Source organism: Oscillibacter sp. MSJ-31, assembly GCF_018918025.1.
Classification (GTDB): domain Bacteria; phylum Bacillota; class Clostridia; order Oscillospirales; family Oscillospiraceae; genus Hominicoprocola.
In genome coordinates this window covers 302,386-318,061 of record NZ_JAHLPT010000001.1, presented here as the reverse complement: position 1 = coordinate 318,061, position 15,676 = coordinate 302,386, and the positions used below count along the sequence as shown (strand labels likewise).

The 15,676-nt window shown below is 61.7% G+C and carries 14 protein-coding genes; 7 read left to right on the top strand and 7 right to left on the bottom strand.

Annotated features, from left to right (window positions below):
* Window positions 1–58 precede the first annotated feature (58 nt).
* Complete coding sequence (locus KQI17_RS01400) at window positions 59–667, top strand: AAA family ATPase (RefSeq protein WP_216494430.1); 609 nt, start codon at window positions 59–61, stop codon at window positions 665–667.
* 61 nt (window positions 668–728) lie between these two features.
* Here the strand turns inward: KQI17_RS01400 and KQI17_RS01395 are convergent, their stop codons facing one another.
* The 4 genes from KQI17_RS01395 to hisS all read right to left on the bottom strand — a co-directional run bounded on the left by KQI17_RS01395 (window position 729) and on the right by hisS (window position 8,795).
* Entirely contained in the window at window positions 729–1,352 is a 624-nt protein-coding gene (locus KQI17_RS01395; protein WP_216494428.1) for a hypothetical protein, read from the bottom strand.
* A 78-nt stretch (window positions 1,353–1,430) separates the two neighbouring features.
* Window positions 1,431–4,781: a GLUG motif-containing protein gene (locus KQI17_RS01390; RefSeq protein WP_216494426.1), complete on the bottom strand. Its 3,351-nt coding sequence runs from the start codon at window positions 4,779–4,781 to the stop codon at window positions 1,431–1,433.
* Window positions 4,768–7,218: an RND family transporter gene (locus tag KQI17_RS01385; protein WP_216494424.1), complete on the bottom strand. Its 2,451-nt coding sequence runs from the start codon at window positions 7,216–7,218 to the stop codon at window positions 4,768–4,770. The genes KQI17_RS01390 and KQI17_RS01385 overlap by 14 nt, the downstream gene beginning before the upstream one ends.
* Before the next feature lie 218 nt (window positions 7,219–7,436).
* Window positions 7,437–8,795, bottom strand: coding sequence for a histidine--tRNA ligase (hisS, locus tag KQI17_RS01380; RefSeq protein WP_022019388.1), 1,359 nt, complete (start codon window positions 8,793–8,795; stop codon window positions 7,437–7,439).
* A gap of 207 nt (window positions 8,796–9,002) precedes the next feature.
* Here hisS and KQI17_RS01375 point away from each other — a divergent pair, with 207 nt between their 5' ends.
* On the top strand, window positions 9,003–9,416 hold the full coding sequence (locus tag KQI17_RS01375) for a Mini-ribonuclease 3 (protein WP_022019387.1): 414 nt from the start codon (window positions 9,003–9,005) through the stop codon (window positions 9,414–9,416).
* Window positions 9,406–11,157, top strand: coding sequence for an NFACT family protein (locus KQI17_RS01370; RefSeq protein ID WP_216494423.1), 1,752 nt, complete (start codon window positions 9,406–9,408; stop codon window positions 11,155–11,157). The genes KQI17_RS01375 and KQI17_RS01370 overlap by 11 nt, the downstream gene beginning before the upstream one ends.
* Before the next feature lie 42 nt (window positions 11,158–11,199).
* Here KQI17_RS01370 and KQI17_RS01365 read toward each other — a convergent pair whose 3' ends face one another.
* Entirely contained in the window at window positions 11,200–11,418 is a 219-nt protein-coding gene (locus KQI17_RS01365; protein ID WP_022019385.1) for a DUF378 domain-containing protein, read from the bottom strand.
* Between the two features lie 222 nt (window positions 11,419–11,640).
* On the opposite strand from KQI17_RS01365, the gene KQI17_RS01360 reads away from it, so the two are divergent.
* Genes KQI17_RS01360 through KQI17_RS01345 form a run of 4 tightly spaced genes read left to right on the top strand, consistent with a single transcriptional unit; the run spans window position 11,641 to window position 14,387 of the window.
* Window positions 11,641–12,924 (top strand): DUF1015 domain-containing protein, encoded by a 1,284-nt coding sequence (locus tag KQI17_RS01360; protein WP_216494421.1) that lies wholly within the window; start codon window positions 11,641–11,643, stop codon window positions 12,922–12,924.
* Window positions 12,925–12,982: 58 nt separating this feature from the next.
* Window positions 12,983–13,270 carry a hypothetical protein gene (locus tag KQI17_RS01355; RefSeq protein WP_216494419.1) on the top strand — a complete coding sequence of 96 codons (288 nt, stop codon included), beginning with the start codon at window positions 12,983–12,985 and terminating at the stop codon, window positions 13,268–13,270.
* The gene (gene ispE / locus KQI17_RS01350) at window positions 13,267–14,124 is read left to right on the top strand and encodes a 4-(cytidine 5'-diphospho)-2-C-methyl-D-erythritol kinase (RefSeq protein WP_216494418.1); all 858 of its coding nucleotides are present in this window, start codon (window positions 13,267–13,269) and stop codon (window positions 14,122–14,124) included. Before KQI17_RS01355 ends, ispE begins: the two co-directional genes overlap by 4 nt.
* A 56-nt stretch (window positions 14,125–14,180) precedes the next feature.
* Complete coding sequence (locus KQI17_RS01345; RefSeq protein WP_022019381.1) at window positions 14,181–14,387, top strand: hypothetical protein; 207 nt, start codon at window positions 14,181–14,183, stop codon at window positions 14,385–14,387.
* Between the two features lie 26 nt (window positions 14,388–14,413).
* Here the strand turns inward: KQI17_RS01345 and KQI17_RS01340 are convergent, their stop codons facing one another.
* Window positions 14,414–15,148, bottom strand: coding sequence for a sulfite exporter TauE/SafE family protein (locus tag KQI17_RS01340; RefSeq protein WP_253285632.1), 735 nt, complete (start codon window positions 15,146–15,148; stop codon window positions 14,414–14,416).
* A 44-nt stretch (window positions 15,149–15,192) separates the two neighbouring features.
* Window positions 15,193–15,627 (bottom strand): MarR family winged helix-turn-helix transcriptional regulator, encoded by a 435-nt coding sequence (locus tag KQI17_RS01335; protein ID WP_216494416.1) that lies wholly within the window; start codon window positions 15,625–15,627, stop codon window positions 15,193–15,195.
* Window positions 15,628–15,676: the final 49 nt, after the last annotated feature.

The window sequence follows — 15,676 nt, the reverse complement described above, 5'->3', positions numbered from 1 at the left end:
AAAATGGTGCTATACTTTCCATAGCACCATTTTGTTTTGCGATAAAGGAGGAGTCCTTATGGTCATTACCGTTGGAAGACAGTACGGAAGCGGCGGCCGCGAGATCGGCACGGCGCTGGCGAACAAGCTTGGCATCGTCTACTATGACGATCTGCTGCTCAAGAAGGCGGCGGAGGAAAGCGGCCTTTGTGAGGAGCTGTTCCACAGCTTCGACGAGCGCCCCAAGAGCTTTCTTTATTCCATTGCGATGGATCCGTATTCCTTCACCATGCACCATGTGACGCCCAAGGGCAGCATCGAGCAGCAGGTGTATCTTGCGACCTATGATACCATTAAGAAGCTCGCGGACAAGGGCCCCTGCGTTCTCATCGGCCGCTGCGCGGACTACGCGCTCAAGGACCGTGACGATGTGATCAACATCTTCGTTTCCGCGCCGATCGAGAGCCGCATCAAGCGTGTGGCCGCGCGCAACAACATCTCCGAGGTGGAGGCGAAGGAGCGCATCAAGAAGACGGACAAATCCCGCGCGTCGTACTATAACTACTATTCCTCGAAGGACTGGGGCGAAGCCAAGAGCTACGACCTGTGCATCGACTCGTCGCTTCTCGGCATCGAGGGGACGGTCTCACTGCTCGAAGAGCTGGTGAAGCTCAAGGGCATGAAGTAAAAGCCAAAAATGAAAAGGGAGCTTTGCGCTGCGGCGCAAAGCTCCCTTTTTCGCAATAATGTTACTTGTCCTCTTCCAGCTTTTCCAGACCCGCGCGCAGCGCGTTGAAGGCAGCGGGCAGGGAGGAGATGCTGTTTTCAGCGCGCCGAAGCTCGCCGGTCACATTGATGCAGGTGTTGCCGAGCGTTGAGAGAACGCTGTCGCAATGGGCGCGGCAGTCGCCGATCATGGCGGCAAGCCGCTCGTGGACGCCGCGCTCGTACTCCTCGGCGCGCTGGTGTGCGTCCAGTTCGATGCCGGCAAGGTGCTCCTTGATGGTGGAATACTGCTCGGCCATGGGGCGGAGCTTATCATTCTCCGCGCGCAGGGAAGCGTTCTCCGCGCGCAGCGCTTCGGCCTCGGCGCGCAGCGCGGTCAGCTCATCATTGGCTGTATCCAGCGCGGCACGCAGGGTGTCGCGCTCCGCCGCGGCGTCGCTGTGCTCTTGGGTGAGGCGGTCGTTTTCGCCGCGCAGGGTGCTGACCTGCGTGCGCAGCTCCTGCTCCTGCGCGCAGAGCTTGTCGATGTCGCCCTCGAGCGACTCGATGCGGGCGGTGCTCTCCGCCGAGGTCTTTTTGATATAGTCAATGACGTCCTCGCGGTTGAAGCCGCCGAACAGGGAACCCTTAAAGGTATTGTTTTCCATCCTGAATCCCACCTTATTCATACTCTTTCGATAGTGTAGCACAGTTTTCGCCCGATGACAAGCAGAAAAAGAGCAGCCTCAGCCGGCTGCTCCGTTTTCTTTTTTGCTTGGCTTCGCAGCCTTTTTTCCGCGCTTGCGGTGGACGACGCGGACGATGAAGAAGACCGCAGCGGCGATCAGCGCGAGAAAGATCGCCCAGAGCCACCAGACGGCCGTCGTGGTCAGCACGGCGAGCTGCACGTTCTCGCCCTCCGCGGTAAAGAGCAGGTAGCTGCCCATCGAGGTCGTCTCGACCGGCTGCCAGCTTCCGTCGGACCGGCGGACAAAGACGGCGCAGTGATCCATGCTCACTTCCTCGGGCGGGAGATAGCGGATCGTGTGCTCGGCCAGCGCGTCGCGCGGGAAGGAAAGCTCCCACTGCTCAGCAACGGAGCGGTAGACGGTCATGGCGGGCAGCGTCCGCTCGGAGAGGAAGGAGAAATAGTTTTTGAGCGCGGTGCGGCGGTTATCCGCAAGCTGCGGGAACGCGTTGGGATCGGGCGTCTGCGCGGCGGCGGTGAGCGTGTCCGTCTCGTTGAACTCGCCCTCGACGAAGAAAACGCTGCGGCCGTCCGCGCGCTGCGCGTCGCTTTGGAGGGAGGCGCGGTAGGCGGTGTATTCGGCGGTGACAACGGTATCAAAGCGCAGGTCGGTCAGGTCGGTGCGGTCCCAGACCGGATAGCTCCCGCTTTGCTCCGTCAGACTGGGGAAGATGGAGGAATCAAAGGAGTCGCCGTAGTCAAAGCGCAGCGTTTTGAGCGTTCTGCCGTCGCAGACAAAGCGCAGCGTAAAGCTGAGAAAGTCCTCGGGCACGCCGTCGAGCGCGCAGAGGGCGGCATAGTCCATCGGCTCCGCCTGACCAGATAGACTGCGGCGGTCGATGCCGCGCAGCGTGTCGGAGACGAAGTAATTGCCACGGAAGACGCCGAGGTCGCGCCCGGAGATCGCGCCGGAAAACTGATCGCAGTCCTCAACGACAACGAGGCTGCGGCAATCTGTCACCGTGCAGCCGGAGCTGGCTGACGAGGAGGTGTCCTCGCTGCCGGAGCCGACGATGCCGCCCACGCTGCTCTTGCCGGAAAGCGTGAGCTTTGCCCAGCTGGATCGGATGCCGGCGGAGGACAGTCCCGCGATGCCGCCGACATAGCTGCCGGTCTCGCTTCTTGCGCTGCCGTAGGCTTCGCAGGAGAGCACGATGCCGAGGTCCATCTCGCCGACGATGCCGCCGATGCAGTCCTTTTTGCCGCTGATGCTGCCGCGGTTGACGCAGTGCTGCACGACCGCCTTCGTCTCATATACGCGGTCAAACACGGAGACGGACTGCTTTTCGTCGTCCTCGGGGTCCAGCTCATATTCGATGGCCATAGCGCCGGCGATGCCGCCGACATTCAGGTCGGCGTCCACGGTGCCGTAGTTCGTGCAGCCGCGGACCTTGCCGAAGGTCACGGCGTCGATGTTCTCGTCGGAGGTATCCTCAAAAATATCCGAGGCGTCGGCGTCGGTCATATCCACAAAGATGTCAAGGCACAGATTGACGACTGCGTTCATCTGATCGTTCACCGCGCGCAGGTCGGCGGTGAGCGTTGAACCATCGGCAGAGAGCCCGTCGCTGAGCGCATCCAGCTCATCCATCGTGCTGCGCAGATTGGTGAAAAGGCTGTCCAGCGTGTCCTGATAGCCGTCGCCGAGGGGATAGAAGGTGAGATCGTCCCGTGTGTTGAGGTCCTCAATGAGACGGCGCGTTTTGCCCGTCGCCGTGTCAAGGCTGGCGGCGGCATCGCTCAGCGCGTCGAGCGCGCGCTGGATGTCGTCGTGCGCCTTGGGCGCGGCGTCCTTGAGAAAGTCGGAGAGGATGGCGGCGATTTTTGCCATGTCCGTCGAGATCTCCGCCATTGCGCTCACGGCGTCAGAGAGCGCGGCAAGGGCGTCGGAGAGCAGCCCGCACACTGCGGCGGTGTCCCATGTCTTGCTGCCGTCAAGGTATCCCTTCAAAGCGTTGACAGCGGTATTCAATCTGTCCGCCGCATCCTTGAGCTTGGCGCTGTTTGTCTGGATGCGTCCGCTGGCCGCGCTGAGCTCCGCGCGGTCGGCAGCACTCAGCGTCAGGTCCTTGTTGCACTGCTCGAGCGCGTCGACAGCGGCGCCCATGCTGTCCTCCGCCGCCTCGAGCGCCTTGAGAATGTCGGGCAGAGCGTCCATCACGTCGTCCGCACGGTCGGTCAGCTCGTTGACCGTGCCGATGTTCTTGTCGATGAAGTCCGTGGTCTGACCGGCGAGAGAATCGGCGTCGTCCACCGCGGCGTTTGTGTAGGACGAGACCGAATCGAGACGGGCGGAAAGCGCGGCGTTTGTGCCGTCCATATCGTCCAGCGTGGAGGAAACGAGGGCGTTGAGCTTATCCAGCTCCGTGCGCAGCCTGGCGATCAGGTCGTCGCGCAGCGAGAGATGGAGATAGGGCTCCATCTGACCGACGATGCCGCCCACATCCTTGCGGCCGTAGATCATGCCGTAGTTGGAGCAGAAATCCACAAAGCCGTCGCTGCGGCCCGCGCCGCCGCCGACGTTGTAGCCGAAGTGCGGGTAGCCGACCGCGCCGCGGTTGATGCAGGAGAGCAGGCTGCCGGAGGAATAGCCGGCGACGCCGCCGGTGTCTGAGGTGGCGTTCCGGCTTTCCGCTGCGCCGACGGAAACGAGGTCGGTAAGAGAGGCGGCGGGGTCGATGCTCAGATCGTCAAGGCTGAGCGTGGGATCGACATTTGCCGTATTCACGCTGGCGGAGTTGATGCACGCGCGCAGCGTGCCGAGGTTATAGCCGGCGATGCCGCCGGTGTAGCGATTGGCGGAGACGCTGCCGCTCACCGTGCAGTTGGCGACCAGCCCGCCCGCCTCATTGCGACCGACGATGCCGCCCACGGCGCTCTCACCCTTCACAACGCCGAAAAACGAGCATTCCTCGATCGTGCCGTAGCTGCGTCCGGCAATGCCGCCGACAAATTCCTTCGTGCCGCCCGGCGCGACCTGCCCCTCGACCTTGAGCGCGTGGACGAAGGCGCCGCGCTCGAGCGTGAGGAAAAGACCGGCGGGGGAGAGCGAGTCGGTCAGCGTCAGACCGCTGATGGTGTGCCCGCCGCCGTTGAAGGTGCCGCTGAAGCTGGCGATGGGCTCGAAGTCCACGCCGCGCAGGGAGATGTCGGCGGTCAGAAGGACCGTCTTGCCGCGCGACCAGGCGTCATAGGCGCAGCTGTCCGAAAGGGCGCACAGGTCCTTCGCCGTGTGGATGTAGATGATGTCATCCTCTCCGGCAGCGAGCGCGGGCAGGGACAGGGAAAGGCTCAGCACGAGCGACAGGGCGAGCGCGAGCAGGCGGGAAGAGCGCTTATTCGGTTTCATCGTCTGCACCTCCTTCCTCGACCATGCTGCCGGAAATGACGGTCACGTTCACATCGCCGTCCACGATCGCGCGGACCACGCCGCTGACCGTGCCGTGGATCTCGCCGCGCACCACGCCGTCGAGCCGGATGCGTCCGTCCGCCGCGTGGCGGTGAATGACGTTCGGCACGGCGAATGAGGTCCGGTCAATGACCTTGGAGCCGATGAGCAAAATCTGCGGCAGGGCGAACATGACCATGAGGATGGAGATGACCGTGCCGCGTCCGAGACTTTCGCCGATGCCGGCAATGACCGGCTCGGAGGTCATGCGGCCGATCAGAAAGCCGCTGATCGACAGGATCGAGCCGGAGGTGATGATGGTCGGGAACGCGAAGTTGAGCGTTTCAATGATGGCATCGCGGTGGTGCATCTTTGTCTTGGTCTCCTGAAAGCGGCTGGCGATGACGATGGCGTAGTCGATGTTCGCGCCCATCTGGATCGAGCTGACGATCAGGTAGCCAAGGAAGAAGAGGTATTTGCCCGTGATGGTGGGGAACGAGAAGTTGATCCAGATGCAGCCCTGAATGACAAGGATCAGCAGCACCGGCATACCGGCGGAGTTGAAGGTGAAAAGCAGCACCGCCATGACGATCAGGATCGAAACGATGCTCACGACCTTATTGTCCACGGCAAAGGACTTTTCAAATTCGTACTCGTTGGTGGAGTCGCCCGCCAGATAGACCTTCTCACCGGGGTAATACTTCTGCGCGATCGCGGTGACGGTGTCGGTGAAGGCGTAGGTCTCATCGCCGCTGACCGGCAGCGTGGAGTAGATGAGCATACGGCTGTACTGCTCGCTTTGAAGCTGGAGCTTGGCGTTCGTCATCTGCGTGTAGGCGTCGTCCAGCGTGCTTTGCAGCTCGTCGTCCAGCGTGACATAGCCCTGCTGCACCTCGTCGTAGAGAAAGAGGAACATGTCAATGAGCGGGACGGAGTAGGTCGAAAGCCCGCCGACGATCTTGCCGTAATTTTCATGGTTTGCGGCATAGGCGCCATAGAGGAACTCGGCGACCTCGTAATCGAGATCGGTCAGCTCGGAGAACTGACGGGGCGTGAGCCTGTCGGTGAGCATATAGCCGCCCATGGCTTCGACGTTGGAAAGCCCCAGCGTGGAGTCGACCTCGTCGTACTGCTCAAGCTCGTCGAGAATGGCGCGCTCCTTGTCATAGTCGCCCGCGGGGACCACGAGCGCCATGAGGTTTTTGGTGCTGAAGTTGTCGTCGATCATATTCTCGGCGATCTGCGTTTCGTTGAGCTTGGGTGCGGAGATCAGCCCGTAGCCGTAGGCATAGGGACAGTCGGACGAGAGGCGGCAGCCGATCACAGCCAGCGCGACAAAGAGAATGGGAACGACATGGCGCGTGGCGTAGGCAAACTTGCCGACAAAGGAGATCTTGGGGACAAAGCTGCGGTGGCCGGTCTTGTCGATAAGCGGGCCGAAGAGCATCAGCAGGCCCGGCATGATAACGAACGCCGAGAGCAGCGCGAAGAGAATGGATTTGATGAGGCACAGCGCCATATCGGGGCCGAGCTTGAACTGCATGAAGAGCATGGCGACCAGACCGCCGATGGTCGTGAGCGAGCTGGCGCCGATCTCGGGGATGGACTTGCTCAGCGCCACAATGACCGCCTCGCGCAGAGGCAGGGAGCGGTGCTCCTCCTTGAAGCGGTTGCAAAAGATGATGGCGTAGTCGATGGAGAGCGCCAGCTGCAAGATGCTCGTCACGGAATTGGAGATGAACGAGATCTTGCCCATCATGAAGTTCGTGCCCTGATTGAGCACGAGCGCGACCACAAAGGTCAAAATCAGGACCGGCACCTCGCCGTAGGTCTCGGAGGTGAAGAGCAGCACGGTGACAATGACGATGGCGACATAGACCATAATGACGCTGATCTCGTGGTCGATGGTCTCCTCCTGCGTGTTGCCGAGGTCGGTGGAGACATAGAGATCGTAGCCGGCGAGCGAGTTCTTGACGCGCTCGAGCGCGTCGAGACAGCGCTCGTCGTCCTCGTCGTAGTCAAAGGTGACGGAGAAGAGCGCGCTGACGTTGTTGTAGTGCTCGTCGGTCTCGTCGAACGCCACGCCCTGCACGCCCTCGACATCCTCCAGCTTCTCCTGCAGATCGAAGGCGTCGGTGAGCGGGAGGTTGGCGACCATCACGCTCGCTGTGCCGAAGGTGGTGAATTGCTCGTCCATGACGTCGAGCGCCTGGCGGGTCTCGGAATCGGCGGGGAGATAGGCGGTCAGGTCGTTTTCCACCTGCACCCAGCTGCGGGAGAAGACGGAGAAAATCAGCCCGATGATGACGACAAGAAAGACAAGGTTGCGTTTATCGACGATGAAGCGGGCGAGCTTGAGCATAAAGCTCTCGCCGCTTTGTTCCGTTGGCTTTGCCATAGACGGACCTCCTGTATCGTGATATGCCCGGCGCACCGTGCGCCGAGGCGGAAAAATCGACACCTATTATATAACACAGACAATGCAAAAATGAAATATGGAAAACGTGAAAAATCTGTGAATAAAAGGGAGTCAGGCTGTGCCTGACTCCCAAAAACGAGAGAAAATCGGACATATTTCGCGCTTTGCCCAAACGGCAGGGAATGCCGCGTGGGGCGTTACTTTTCCACGATGACCTTCTGAGCGTTCTTCTCGCGGATGGCGGCGTAAATGCGGGCGATGATCTCGTCCGGCGCACCCTTGGTCTGCTCGCCGGTGACCATGTCCTTGCAGGTGACGACGCCGGAGGCGACCTCGTCCTCGCCGAGGAAGAGAACATAGGGGATCTTCGTCTTGTCGGCGTAGTTCATCTTGGCCTTGAACTTCTTGTTCTCGGTGTAGAGCTGAGCGCGCAGGCCGCGCTCGCGCAGTCGGGTGGCGAGGGAGACGGCAAAGCTCAGATCCTCCGTCATCGGCAGAAGCAGCACGTCCGCGGGCGCGGTGTTGAGCGCGTCGTTGAGAAGGCCCTGCTCGCCGAGCACATAGAACAGGCGCGTCACGCCGATGGAGATGCCCACGCCCGGCAGCTTGCGGTCGGTATAATACTCGGCGAGGTTGTCGTAACGGCCGCCGGAGCAGACCGAGCCGATCTGCGGATAGTCGAGCAGAGCGGTCTCGTAGACCGTGCCGGTATAGTAGTCGAGGCCGCGGGCGATGGTCAGGTCGACCTTGAAATTCTCCTGCGCGACACCGAAGCCGCCGAGGTATTTGATGACGGTGGAAAGCTCCTCATAGCCGCGGTCGAACAGCTCGTCGCGACCGCAGTAGCCCTTGAGGGAGGCGAGAACCTCTTCGTTCGTGCCGGTGATGGCGATGAACTTGAGGATCTCGTCGGCCTGCTCGCCCGTGAGCTTGATGTCGTCGACGAGAATGGCGCGCACCATGTCGGGACCGATCTTTTCGATCTTATCCACCGTGCGCATGATCTCGCCGCTCTGCTCGGTCAGGCCGAGCATGGAGTAGAAGCCGTTGAGCACGCGGCGGTTGTTGATGCGGATCTGGAAGCGCTTGAGGCCCATCGCCGAAAAGACGTCGTAGATGATGGCGGGGATCTCGGCGTCGTTCATGATGTCCAGCTCGCCGTCGCCGATGACGTCGATATCCGCCTGATAGAACTCGCGGAAGCGGCCGCGCTGCGCGCGCTCGCCGCGGTAGACCTTGCCGATCTGGAAGCGGCGGAAGGGGAAAGCAAGCTCGTTGTAGTGCAGGGCGACGTACTTCGCCAGCGGCACGGTCAGGTCAAAGCGCAGGGAGAGGTCGCTGTCGCCCTTGGAGAAGCGGTAGATCTGCTTTTCCGTTTCGCCGCCGCCCTTGGCGAGCAGGATCTCGCTGGCCTCGATGATGGGGGTATCGAGGGGGGTGAAGCCGTAGCGGCTATAGGTCGTGCGCAGAATGTCCATCACGCGCTCCATCTGCTGCTGCTGCGCGGGAAGCAGCTCCATGAAGCCTGAGAGGGTCCGGGGCTTGATTCTTTCCATATCTATCTTCCTCCGTGAAAATCGTTGTGTGCGAATCTGCCAAAATCAATAATAATGTATTGTACAAGTTTACAAAGAAAATGTCAACCCCTTATTTGCTTATAAAGTATCACAACAGCACATTAGCGCACGAAACTACGGCAATACCCGTTGCGTTTCGCGCAAAAGGGCGGTATAATAGCGGCAATATTGAAACAGGAGAAGGCTATGACCGATTATTTTTCCTATACGCTCGATGCCGACGCCATCCGCGCCATCAGCAGCATCGGGCTGGCTCATCTCGGCGACGCGGTATACGAGCTGCTTGTGCGCACCTATCTCTGCGCGCACGGCAAGGCGACGGGCAAGGGTCTGCACCGCGCGACGGTGGAGCTTGTCCGCGCACCGAAGCAGGCAGAGCTGGCCGACGCCATTTTTGGGGAGCTGACGGACGAGGAGCACGACGTGTTCCGCCGCGGGCGCAATGCCAACGTCCACACGATCCCGCACAGCGCCGACCGCGCGCAGTACCAGAAGGCCACGGCGCTCGAGGCGCTCTTTGGCTGGCTCTATTTACAGGGCCGGCACGAGCGCATCAACGAACTGTTTAACCGGATGATGGAGGCGAACGATGCCGCTTGACGCGATCTGCCTGCGGGCATTGACAAACGAATTGAAGGGGCAGCTCCTCGGCGCGCGCATCGACAAGGTGCAGCAGCCTGCGCGCGACCAGATCGTGCTGCTCCTGCGCGGCAATCTGCGCCTGCTTATCAACGCGGGGCCGAACCAGCCGCGCGTGCAGCTCACGGAGGTCCTGCGCGAGAATCCCGCCGAGCCGCCGATGCTCTGTATGCTGCTGCGCAAGCACCTCGTCGGCGGACGCATCACGGAGATCGAGCAGAGCGGACTGGAGCGCATCGTGACGTTCACCGTCCGCAGCGTGAACGAGTTGGGCGAGTCCGGTACGAAGAAGCTGGTGCTTGAGGCGATGGGCCGCCGCTCGAACCTCCTGCTGCTCGACGAGGACGACCGCATTTTGGATTGTATGCGCCGCGTGGAGTTTGAGGTCTCCGGTGCGCGGGCGCTGCTGCCGGGGCTGTACTACCAGCTTCCAACGCCGCTTGACAAGCTCTCGCTGCTGACCGATCCCGAGGGAGCGGTCGAGCTGGCCCGCCGCGGCGGGGGAACGGAGGAGACCGTCGAGCGCTTCCTGCTCGACCGGTATCTCGGCATCTCGCCGCTCATCGCGCGCGAGCTGGCGCTTCGCGCCTTCGGCGCAGCCGACGCCCGCTTCGCGGACCGGAGCGACGGCTGCGAGCGCCTTGCCGCGGAAATAGAACGCCTGGCAGAAGCTGTGCGGGAGAATCGCTTTACACCGACCATGCTCTCGCGCGAGGGAAAGCCGGTGGATTTCACCTATTGTCCCATCACGCAGTACGGCGCGGAGACGGTGCAGACGACCTTCCCGACCTTCTCCGCGCTGCTCGACGCCTTCTACACCGAGCGCGACCGGCAGGAGGCCGCGCAGCGCCGCGGGCGTGAGCTGACGCGCACGGTGACCTCCGCGCATGACCGCGTGGTGCGTAAGCTCGGAATGCTCGAAAAGGAGTACGCCGCCTCGCAGGATCGTGATGCGCTGCGGCTGTACGGCGACCTCATCACCGCGAACCTCTACCGCATGGAGCGCGGGGCGGCGCGGCTGACGGCGCAGAACTACTACGACGAGAACGGCGCGGAGCTCGACATCCCGCTCGACCCGCTGCTCACGCCGCAGCAGAATGCGGCGAAATACTACAAGCGCTACACCAAGGCCAAGACCGCGGAGAAGCATCTGCGCGAGCAGATCGACAAGGCCATCGGCGAGCGCGACTACCTCGAGAGCGTGCAGGGCGAGATCGCGCTGGCGCAGACCGAGGCGGAGTTCGCCGAGCTGCGCCGTGAGCTGCAGGAGACCGGCTATATCCGCCGCAGCGGAAAGGAAAAGAAGGGACGCGAGAAGCCCATCGCGCCGCGCGAGTTCCGCTCGTCGAGCGGGCTGCGTATCCTCGTGGGCCGCAGCAACGTGCAGAACGACGCGCTCACGCGCAAGGCGGACAAGCGCGATCTGTGGCTCCATACGCAGAAGATCCACGGCAGCCATGTCATTCTCTGCACCGAGGACGGCGCGTTTGACGACGAGAGCCTGCACGAGGCCGCGCTGCTCGCGGCGTATTACTCACAGGCGCAGGGCGGCAGCAACGTCCCGGTGGACTACACGAGCGTCAAATACGTCAAAAAGCCAGCGGGCGCCAGACCGGGCATGGTGGTCTACGAGACTTACCGCACCCTCTATGTCACGCCGGACGAGGAGACGATCCGCCGTCTGGATCGCAAAAATAAGTAAAGAAAAGAGAGGGCGGGAGCCCTCTTTTTCTTCTTATGCGTGTTAGGCGTGCGCGTCGCCCTCGATGGGCTCCGTTTCGCGGAAAAGCATCGTGATGCACCATACGCCGGCAAGGCCCACGAGCGTGTAGATCACGCGGCTGACCGTGCCCATCTGACCGCCGCAGAGGAACGCGACGAGGTCAAAGCCGAACAGGCCGATGCTGCCCCAGTTGAGCGCGCCGATGACGGCGAGCGTTAATGCCACTTTGTCGATGACCATGGATCTCCCTCCTAATCGTGTTTGGTTGGCTGTGCATAGTGTCCGCAAAAGACAAAAAAATATACATCCTTAAAAATTTTCAGCAAAAGCAGAAAAATAATCAGGTAAAATTTGCCGCAATGGATTGCTTTTTGCGCGGGGGATATTGTATAATCTACACGATATCTACCGCACGCAAGGGGCGCTGCCCCGTTTCAACAACGAACATCAGGAGGAAACACCATGAACGAAAAATTCAGTAAGCTCGGCTTTTATCCCGCTGACATCCTGCTGCCCAACAAGGACGTCGATATGGAGAAGTGGGCCGTCGTCGCCTGCGACCAGTTCACGTCCGAGCCCGAGTATTGGGAGCGCGTGGAAAAGACCGTCGGCGATGCGCCGTCCACCCTGCGCCTCATCCTGCCCGAGGCCAACCTGAAGGCCCCCAATGTCGACGAGTTCATCGCCGACATCAACGCCTCCATGGACAAGTATCTCAAGGAGAACATCTTTGAGACGCTCAAGGATTCTCTCATCTACATCGAGCGCGGCCAGAGCGACGGCAAGATCCGCCACGGCCTGATCGGCATGGTCGACCTCGACCAGTACGATTTCACCCCCGGCTCCGGCGCCCTGATCCGCGCCACCGAGGGCACCGTGCTCGACCGTATCCCCCCGCGCGCCCGCGTGCGCCGCAACGCGCCCATCGAGCTGCCCCACGTCATGCTGCTCATTGACGATCCCGATAAGACCGTCATCGAGCCTCTGACCGCCGCGGCCGACGGCATGGAGAAGGTCTACGACTTCGACCTCATGGAAAACGGCGGCCACATCAAGGGCTTCAAGCTCTCCGCTTCTCAGATCGACGCCGTGGCAGACGCTCTGATGGGCCTGACCACCGACGAGGCAATGAAGAGTAAGTACGGCGTGTCCGGCGTGGCTCCGCTGCTGTTTGCGGTCGGCGACGGCAACCACTCCCTCGCCACCGCCAAGGCCTGCTACGAGGAGCAGAAGAAGGGCAAGACCCCTGAGGAGTATCTCGCCCTGCCCGCCCGCTACGCGCTCGTTGAGGTCGTCAACAACCACGACGACGCGCTGCAGTTCGAGCCGATCCACCGCGTCCTCTTCGGCGTGGACCATGAGAAGTTCATGGAGGAGTTCAAGAAGTTCTATCCCAACACCCACGAGGGCAAGGGCGAGGGCCACACCATCGAGGTCTGCTGGGCCGGTCACGACGAGTTTATCACCGTTCCCGATCCCAAGGTGCAGCTGGCCGTCGGTACGCTCCAGGCGTTCATCGACGAGTACCTCAAGAAGTTCGGCGGCGAGGTGGACTACATCCACGGCGACGAGGTCACCCGCGAGCTTGGCTCCAAGGAGGGCAACATGGGCTTCCTGCTGCCCGCGATGGGCAAGGAGCAGCTGTTTAAGACCGTTATGGCCGACGGCGTGCTGCCCCGCAAGACCTTCTCGATGGGTCACGCGCAGGATAAGCGCTACTACGTCGAGGCCCGCAAGATCCGATAACCGATATACCGAAAAAGCGCCCCTCGGCGGGCGCTTTTTCAAATAGGAGGACCATTCGATGAACTACAAGAAAGCTAGAGCATGGCAGGACATTCTTCTCTTCGGCGGCGCGTTCGTCGCCGGCGTCGGCGTGTGGGGCTTTGACAGCACGTTTTTGGGGCTTCTGGGCCTGGCGATGGTGCTGCTGTCCATCCTCGTGTGGTGGCTGTACTACCGCTGCCCGCAGTGCCATGAGAGCCTTGGGCGCGGGAACCCGAAGCATTGCCCGCACTGCGGCGCGTGGCTTGGCGACGAGCCGGAGCCGGAGGAGAAGAAAAAGATCCAGCACAAGAAAAAGAGAAGATGAAAACACAAACGGTCCCCGCCTATGCCAAGCTCAACCTGACGCTGGACATCTTAGGCAAGCGCCCGGACGGCTATCACGAGCTGCGGATGGTCATGCAGACCGTTTCGCTCTGCGACGATGTGACCGTGACGCTCACCGACGGCACAGGCGTCGCCTGCCGCGTCGCGGGCGCAGAGCTTCCGTGCGACGAACGCAACCTTGCCGTCAAGGCGGCGAACGCCTTCTGCGAGGCGCTCGGCTATCACGGCGGCATCGACATCACGCTCACCAAGCGCATCCCGTCCGAGGCCGGGATGGCGGGCGGCAGCGCGGATGCCGCCGCCGTGCTGCGCGCGCTGCGCGATCTGATCGCCCCTACGCTCACGGACGAGCGGCTCGAGGAGATCGGCGCGCGTGTCGGCAGCGACGTACCGTTCTGCGTCCGCGGCGGCACGCAGCTGGCCGAGGGCAGGGGTGAAAGGCTGACTGCTCTGCGGAACGCGCCGAGGCTCTATGCCGCGGTCTGCAAGCCGGACTTTCCCATCTCTACGCCCGCGCTCTTTCAGCGGTCGGACCGCGTGGCGCTGACCGATCGACCCGACACGGCGGCGTTGCTCGCCGCGCTGGAGGCGGGCGACGCGGCGGCGCTGTGCGCGAAGGTCAAAAACGTCTTTGAGCAGGTACTGCCGGACGGGCAGCGCACGCGCATCGAGGACATCAAGCGCGCTTTGCTTGCCAGCGGTGCGGAATGTGCCGCAATGACCGGCTCGGGCAGCGCCGTGTTCGGACTGTTCCGCGAGGAGGACGCCTGCCGCGCGGCCTGCGGCGCGCTGCGGAGCGCGGAGCTGCAAACCTTCTGCACGATTTTTGTTTGAAAAACGAAAAAACCGTCCATACTCAAGCTATTACTTGAAACGGACGGTTTTTTCTTATGAAATTTCGGAAGATCGAGATATCCCTTGCCGTCGGCCTCCTTTGCGCGCTCGTGTGGTGCGCGCTGGAGCCGGGCTTTCTGATGAGCTGGTGGGGCGCGGCGTTCGAGCCGCTGTGCGACGGTGTGCTGACCGCCGAGGGCGAGGGCGGCGAGGTCGTGCTGCGCTCGTTCTTCGCCGAGCTGCTGGAAAAGCTGCTTTCCTGAAAGAGCCGCCTGCGGGCGGCTTTTTCTTATGTCAGAACGTTGAAGAGCATGATGACCACGCCAAGGATGACGAGCACCACGCCGGTCGCGCGGTTGAGCGTTTTGGGAGAAGCCTTGTTGGCGAACACGGCGGCAATGCGCGCCCAAACGAGCGTGAAGAGCACGCAGAGCGCGAACACCGTCCAGTCCGGCGCGCCGCCGATGGTGAAGTGCGAGACCGCGCCGGTGAGCGCTGTGAAGGCCATGATGAAAACGCTGGTGCCCACGGCGGTCTTGAGCTCGTAGCCGAGCACGGAGGTGAGGATGAGCAGCATCATCATGCCGCCGCCCGCGCCGATGAAGCCGCAGATAAAGCCGACGAGTACGCCGCAGAGAATAGACTGCACGGCACGCTTTTTCGCGCTCACGCCGGCCATGGCCTCCTTGGTCGTCATGACGGGGCGGACGATGAACTTCACGCCGAGCAGGAAGGTCATAAAGACTGAGAAGCCGCCCATCGTGGTCGAGGGGACAAGGCTCGCAGCGTAGCTGCCGACCACAGTGAAGGTCAGCACGCTCACCATCATGATGAGACCGTTGCGGATGTCGAGATTTTTGTTTTTGCCGTAGGTGTAGGCAGACACGGCGCTTGCCAGCACGTCGGACGAGAGCGCGATGCCGACCGCCATATAGGGGTCCATGCCGAGGAAGGTGATGAGCATGGGGCTGATGACCGCCGCGGCGCTCATGCCCGCAAAGCCGGTGCCGAGACCTGCGCCCATGCCGGCGAAAAAGGTGACGAGAAGTGTGATGACAAATTCCACTTTTAAGGCTCCTTTTCTAACATGGCGTCGAGATCGGCGTCCATAACGGTGAGCGTCCGGAAGAAGCTCGCGCGCATTTCTTCATCTGTATGAGCAAAGAGCTGCTCAAAAAAAGCGGATTGCACCGCGCGGCCCCGCTCAATGACCGGCTGTGCCCGCTCGGTGCAGACGAGCAGCGTCTTTCGACGGTCGCCCTCGACCGTCTCGCGCCGCAGATAGCCCTCGCGCACGAGCTTATCAACGTTCACCGAAACGAGGTTGGCCTTGATGCGCCGGACCTCCACGATGTCGCCCGCCGTCCGGTAGCCGGGGTTGTTGGCAAGAAACATCAGAATGTCAAAGGCGGTCTGCGGCAGCTTCAGCTCGCGGCAAAGCGGCTTGCAGGCGGCGGCATAGGCGCGGGCAAATTTATGGGCAAACTCCATACCGGCGTTCATACGCAGGGCTCCTTTTCAAATAATGCAAAAATGAACAGTTCAAATTTGA

Excerpts from the sequence above, each read along its gene's own strand:
- KQI17_RS01385 (WP_216494424.1), bottom strand. The coding sequence starts at position 7,218 with ATGGCAAAGCCAACGGAACAAAGCGGCGAGAGCTTTATGCTCAAGCTC.
- KQI17_RS01370 (WP_216494423.1), top strand. The coding sequence starts at position 9,406 with ATGCCGCTTGACGCGATCTGCCTGCGGGCATTGACAAACGAATTGAAG.
- ispE (WP_216494418.1), top strand. The coding sequence starts at position 13,267 with ATGAAAACACAAACGGTCCCCGCCTATGCCAAGCTCAACCTGACGCTG.
- KQI17_RS01375 (WP_022019387.1), top strand. The coding sequence starts at position 9,003 with ATGACCGATTATTTTTCCTATACGCTCGATGCCGACGCCATCCGCGCC.
- KQI17_RS01355 (WP_216494419.1), top strand. The coding sequence starts at position 12,983 with ATGAACTACAAGAAAGCTAGAGCATGGCAGGACATTCTTCTCTTCGGC.
- KQI17_RS01395 (WP_216494428.1), bottom strand. The coding sequence starts at position 1,352 with ATGGAAAACAATACCTTTAAGGGTTCCCTGTTCGGCGGCTTCAACCGC.
- hisS (WP_022019388.1), bottom strand. The coding sequence starts at position 8,795 with ATGGAAAGAATCAAGCCCCGGACCCTCTCAGGCTTCATGGAGCTGCTT.
- KQI17_RS01345 (WP_022019381.1), top strand. The coding sequence starts at position 14,181 with ATGAAATTTCGGAAGATCGAGATATCCCTTGCCGTCGGCCTCCTTTGC.
- KQI17_RS01360 (WP_216494421.1), top strand. The coding sequence starts at position 11,641 with ATGAACGAAAAATTCAGTAAGCTCGGCTTTTATCCCGCTGACATCCTG.
- KQI17_RS01335 (WP_216494416.1), bottom strand. The coding sequence starts at position 15,627 with ATGAACGCCGGTATGGAGTTTGCCCATAAATTTGCCCGCGCCTATGCC.
- KQI17_RS01340 (WP_253285632.1), bottom strand. The coding sequence starts at position 15,148 with ATGGGCGCAGGTCTCGGCACCGGCTTTGCGGGCATGAGCGCCGCGGCG.
- KQI17_RS01390 (WP_216494426.1), bottom strand. The coding sequence starts at position 4,781 with ATGAAACCGAATAAGCGCTCTTCCCGCCTGCTCGCGCTCGCCCTGTCG.
- KQI17_RS01400 (WP_216494430.1), top strand. The coding sequence starts at position 59 with ATGGTCATTACCGTTGGAAGACAGTACGGAAGCGGCGGCCGCGAGATC.
- KQI17_RS01365 (WP_022019385.1), bottom strand. The coding sequence starts at position 11,418 with ATGGTCATCGACAAAGTGGCATTAACGCTCGCCGTCATCGGCGCGCTC.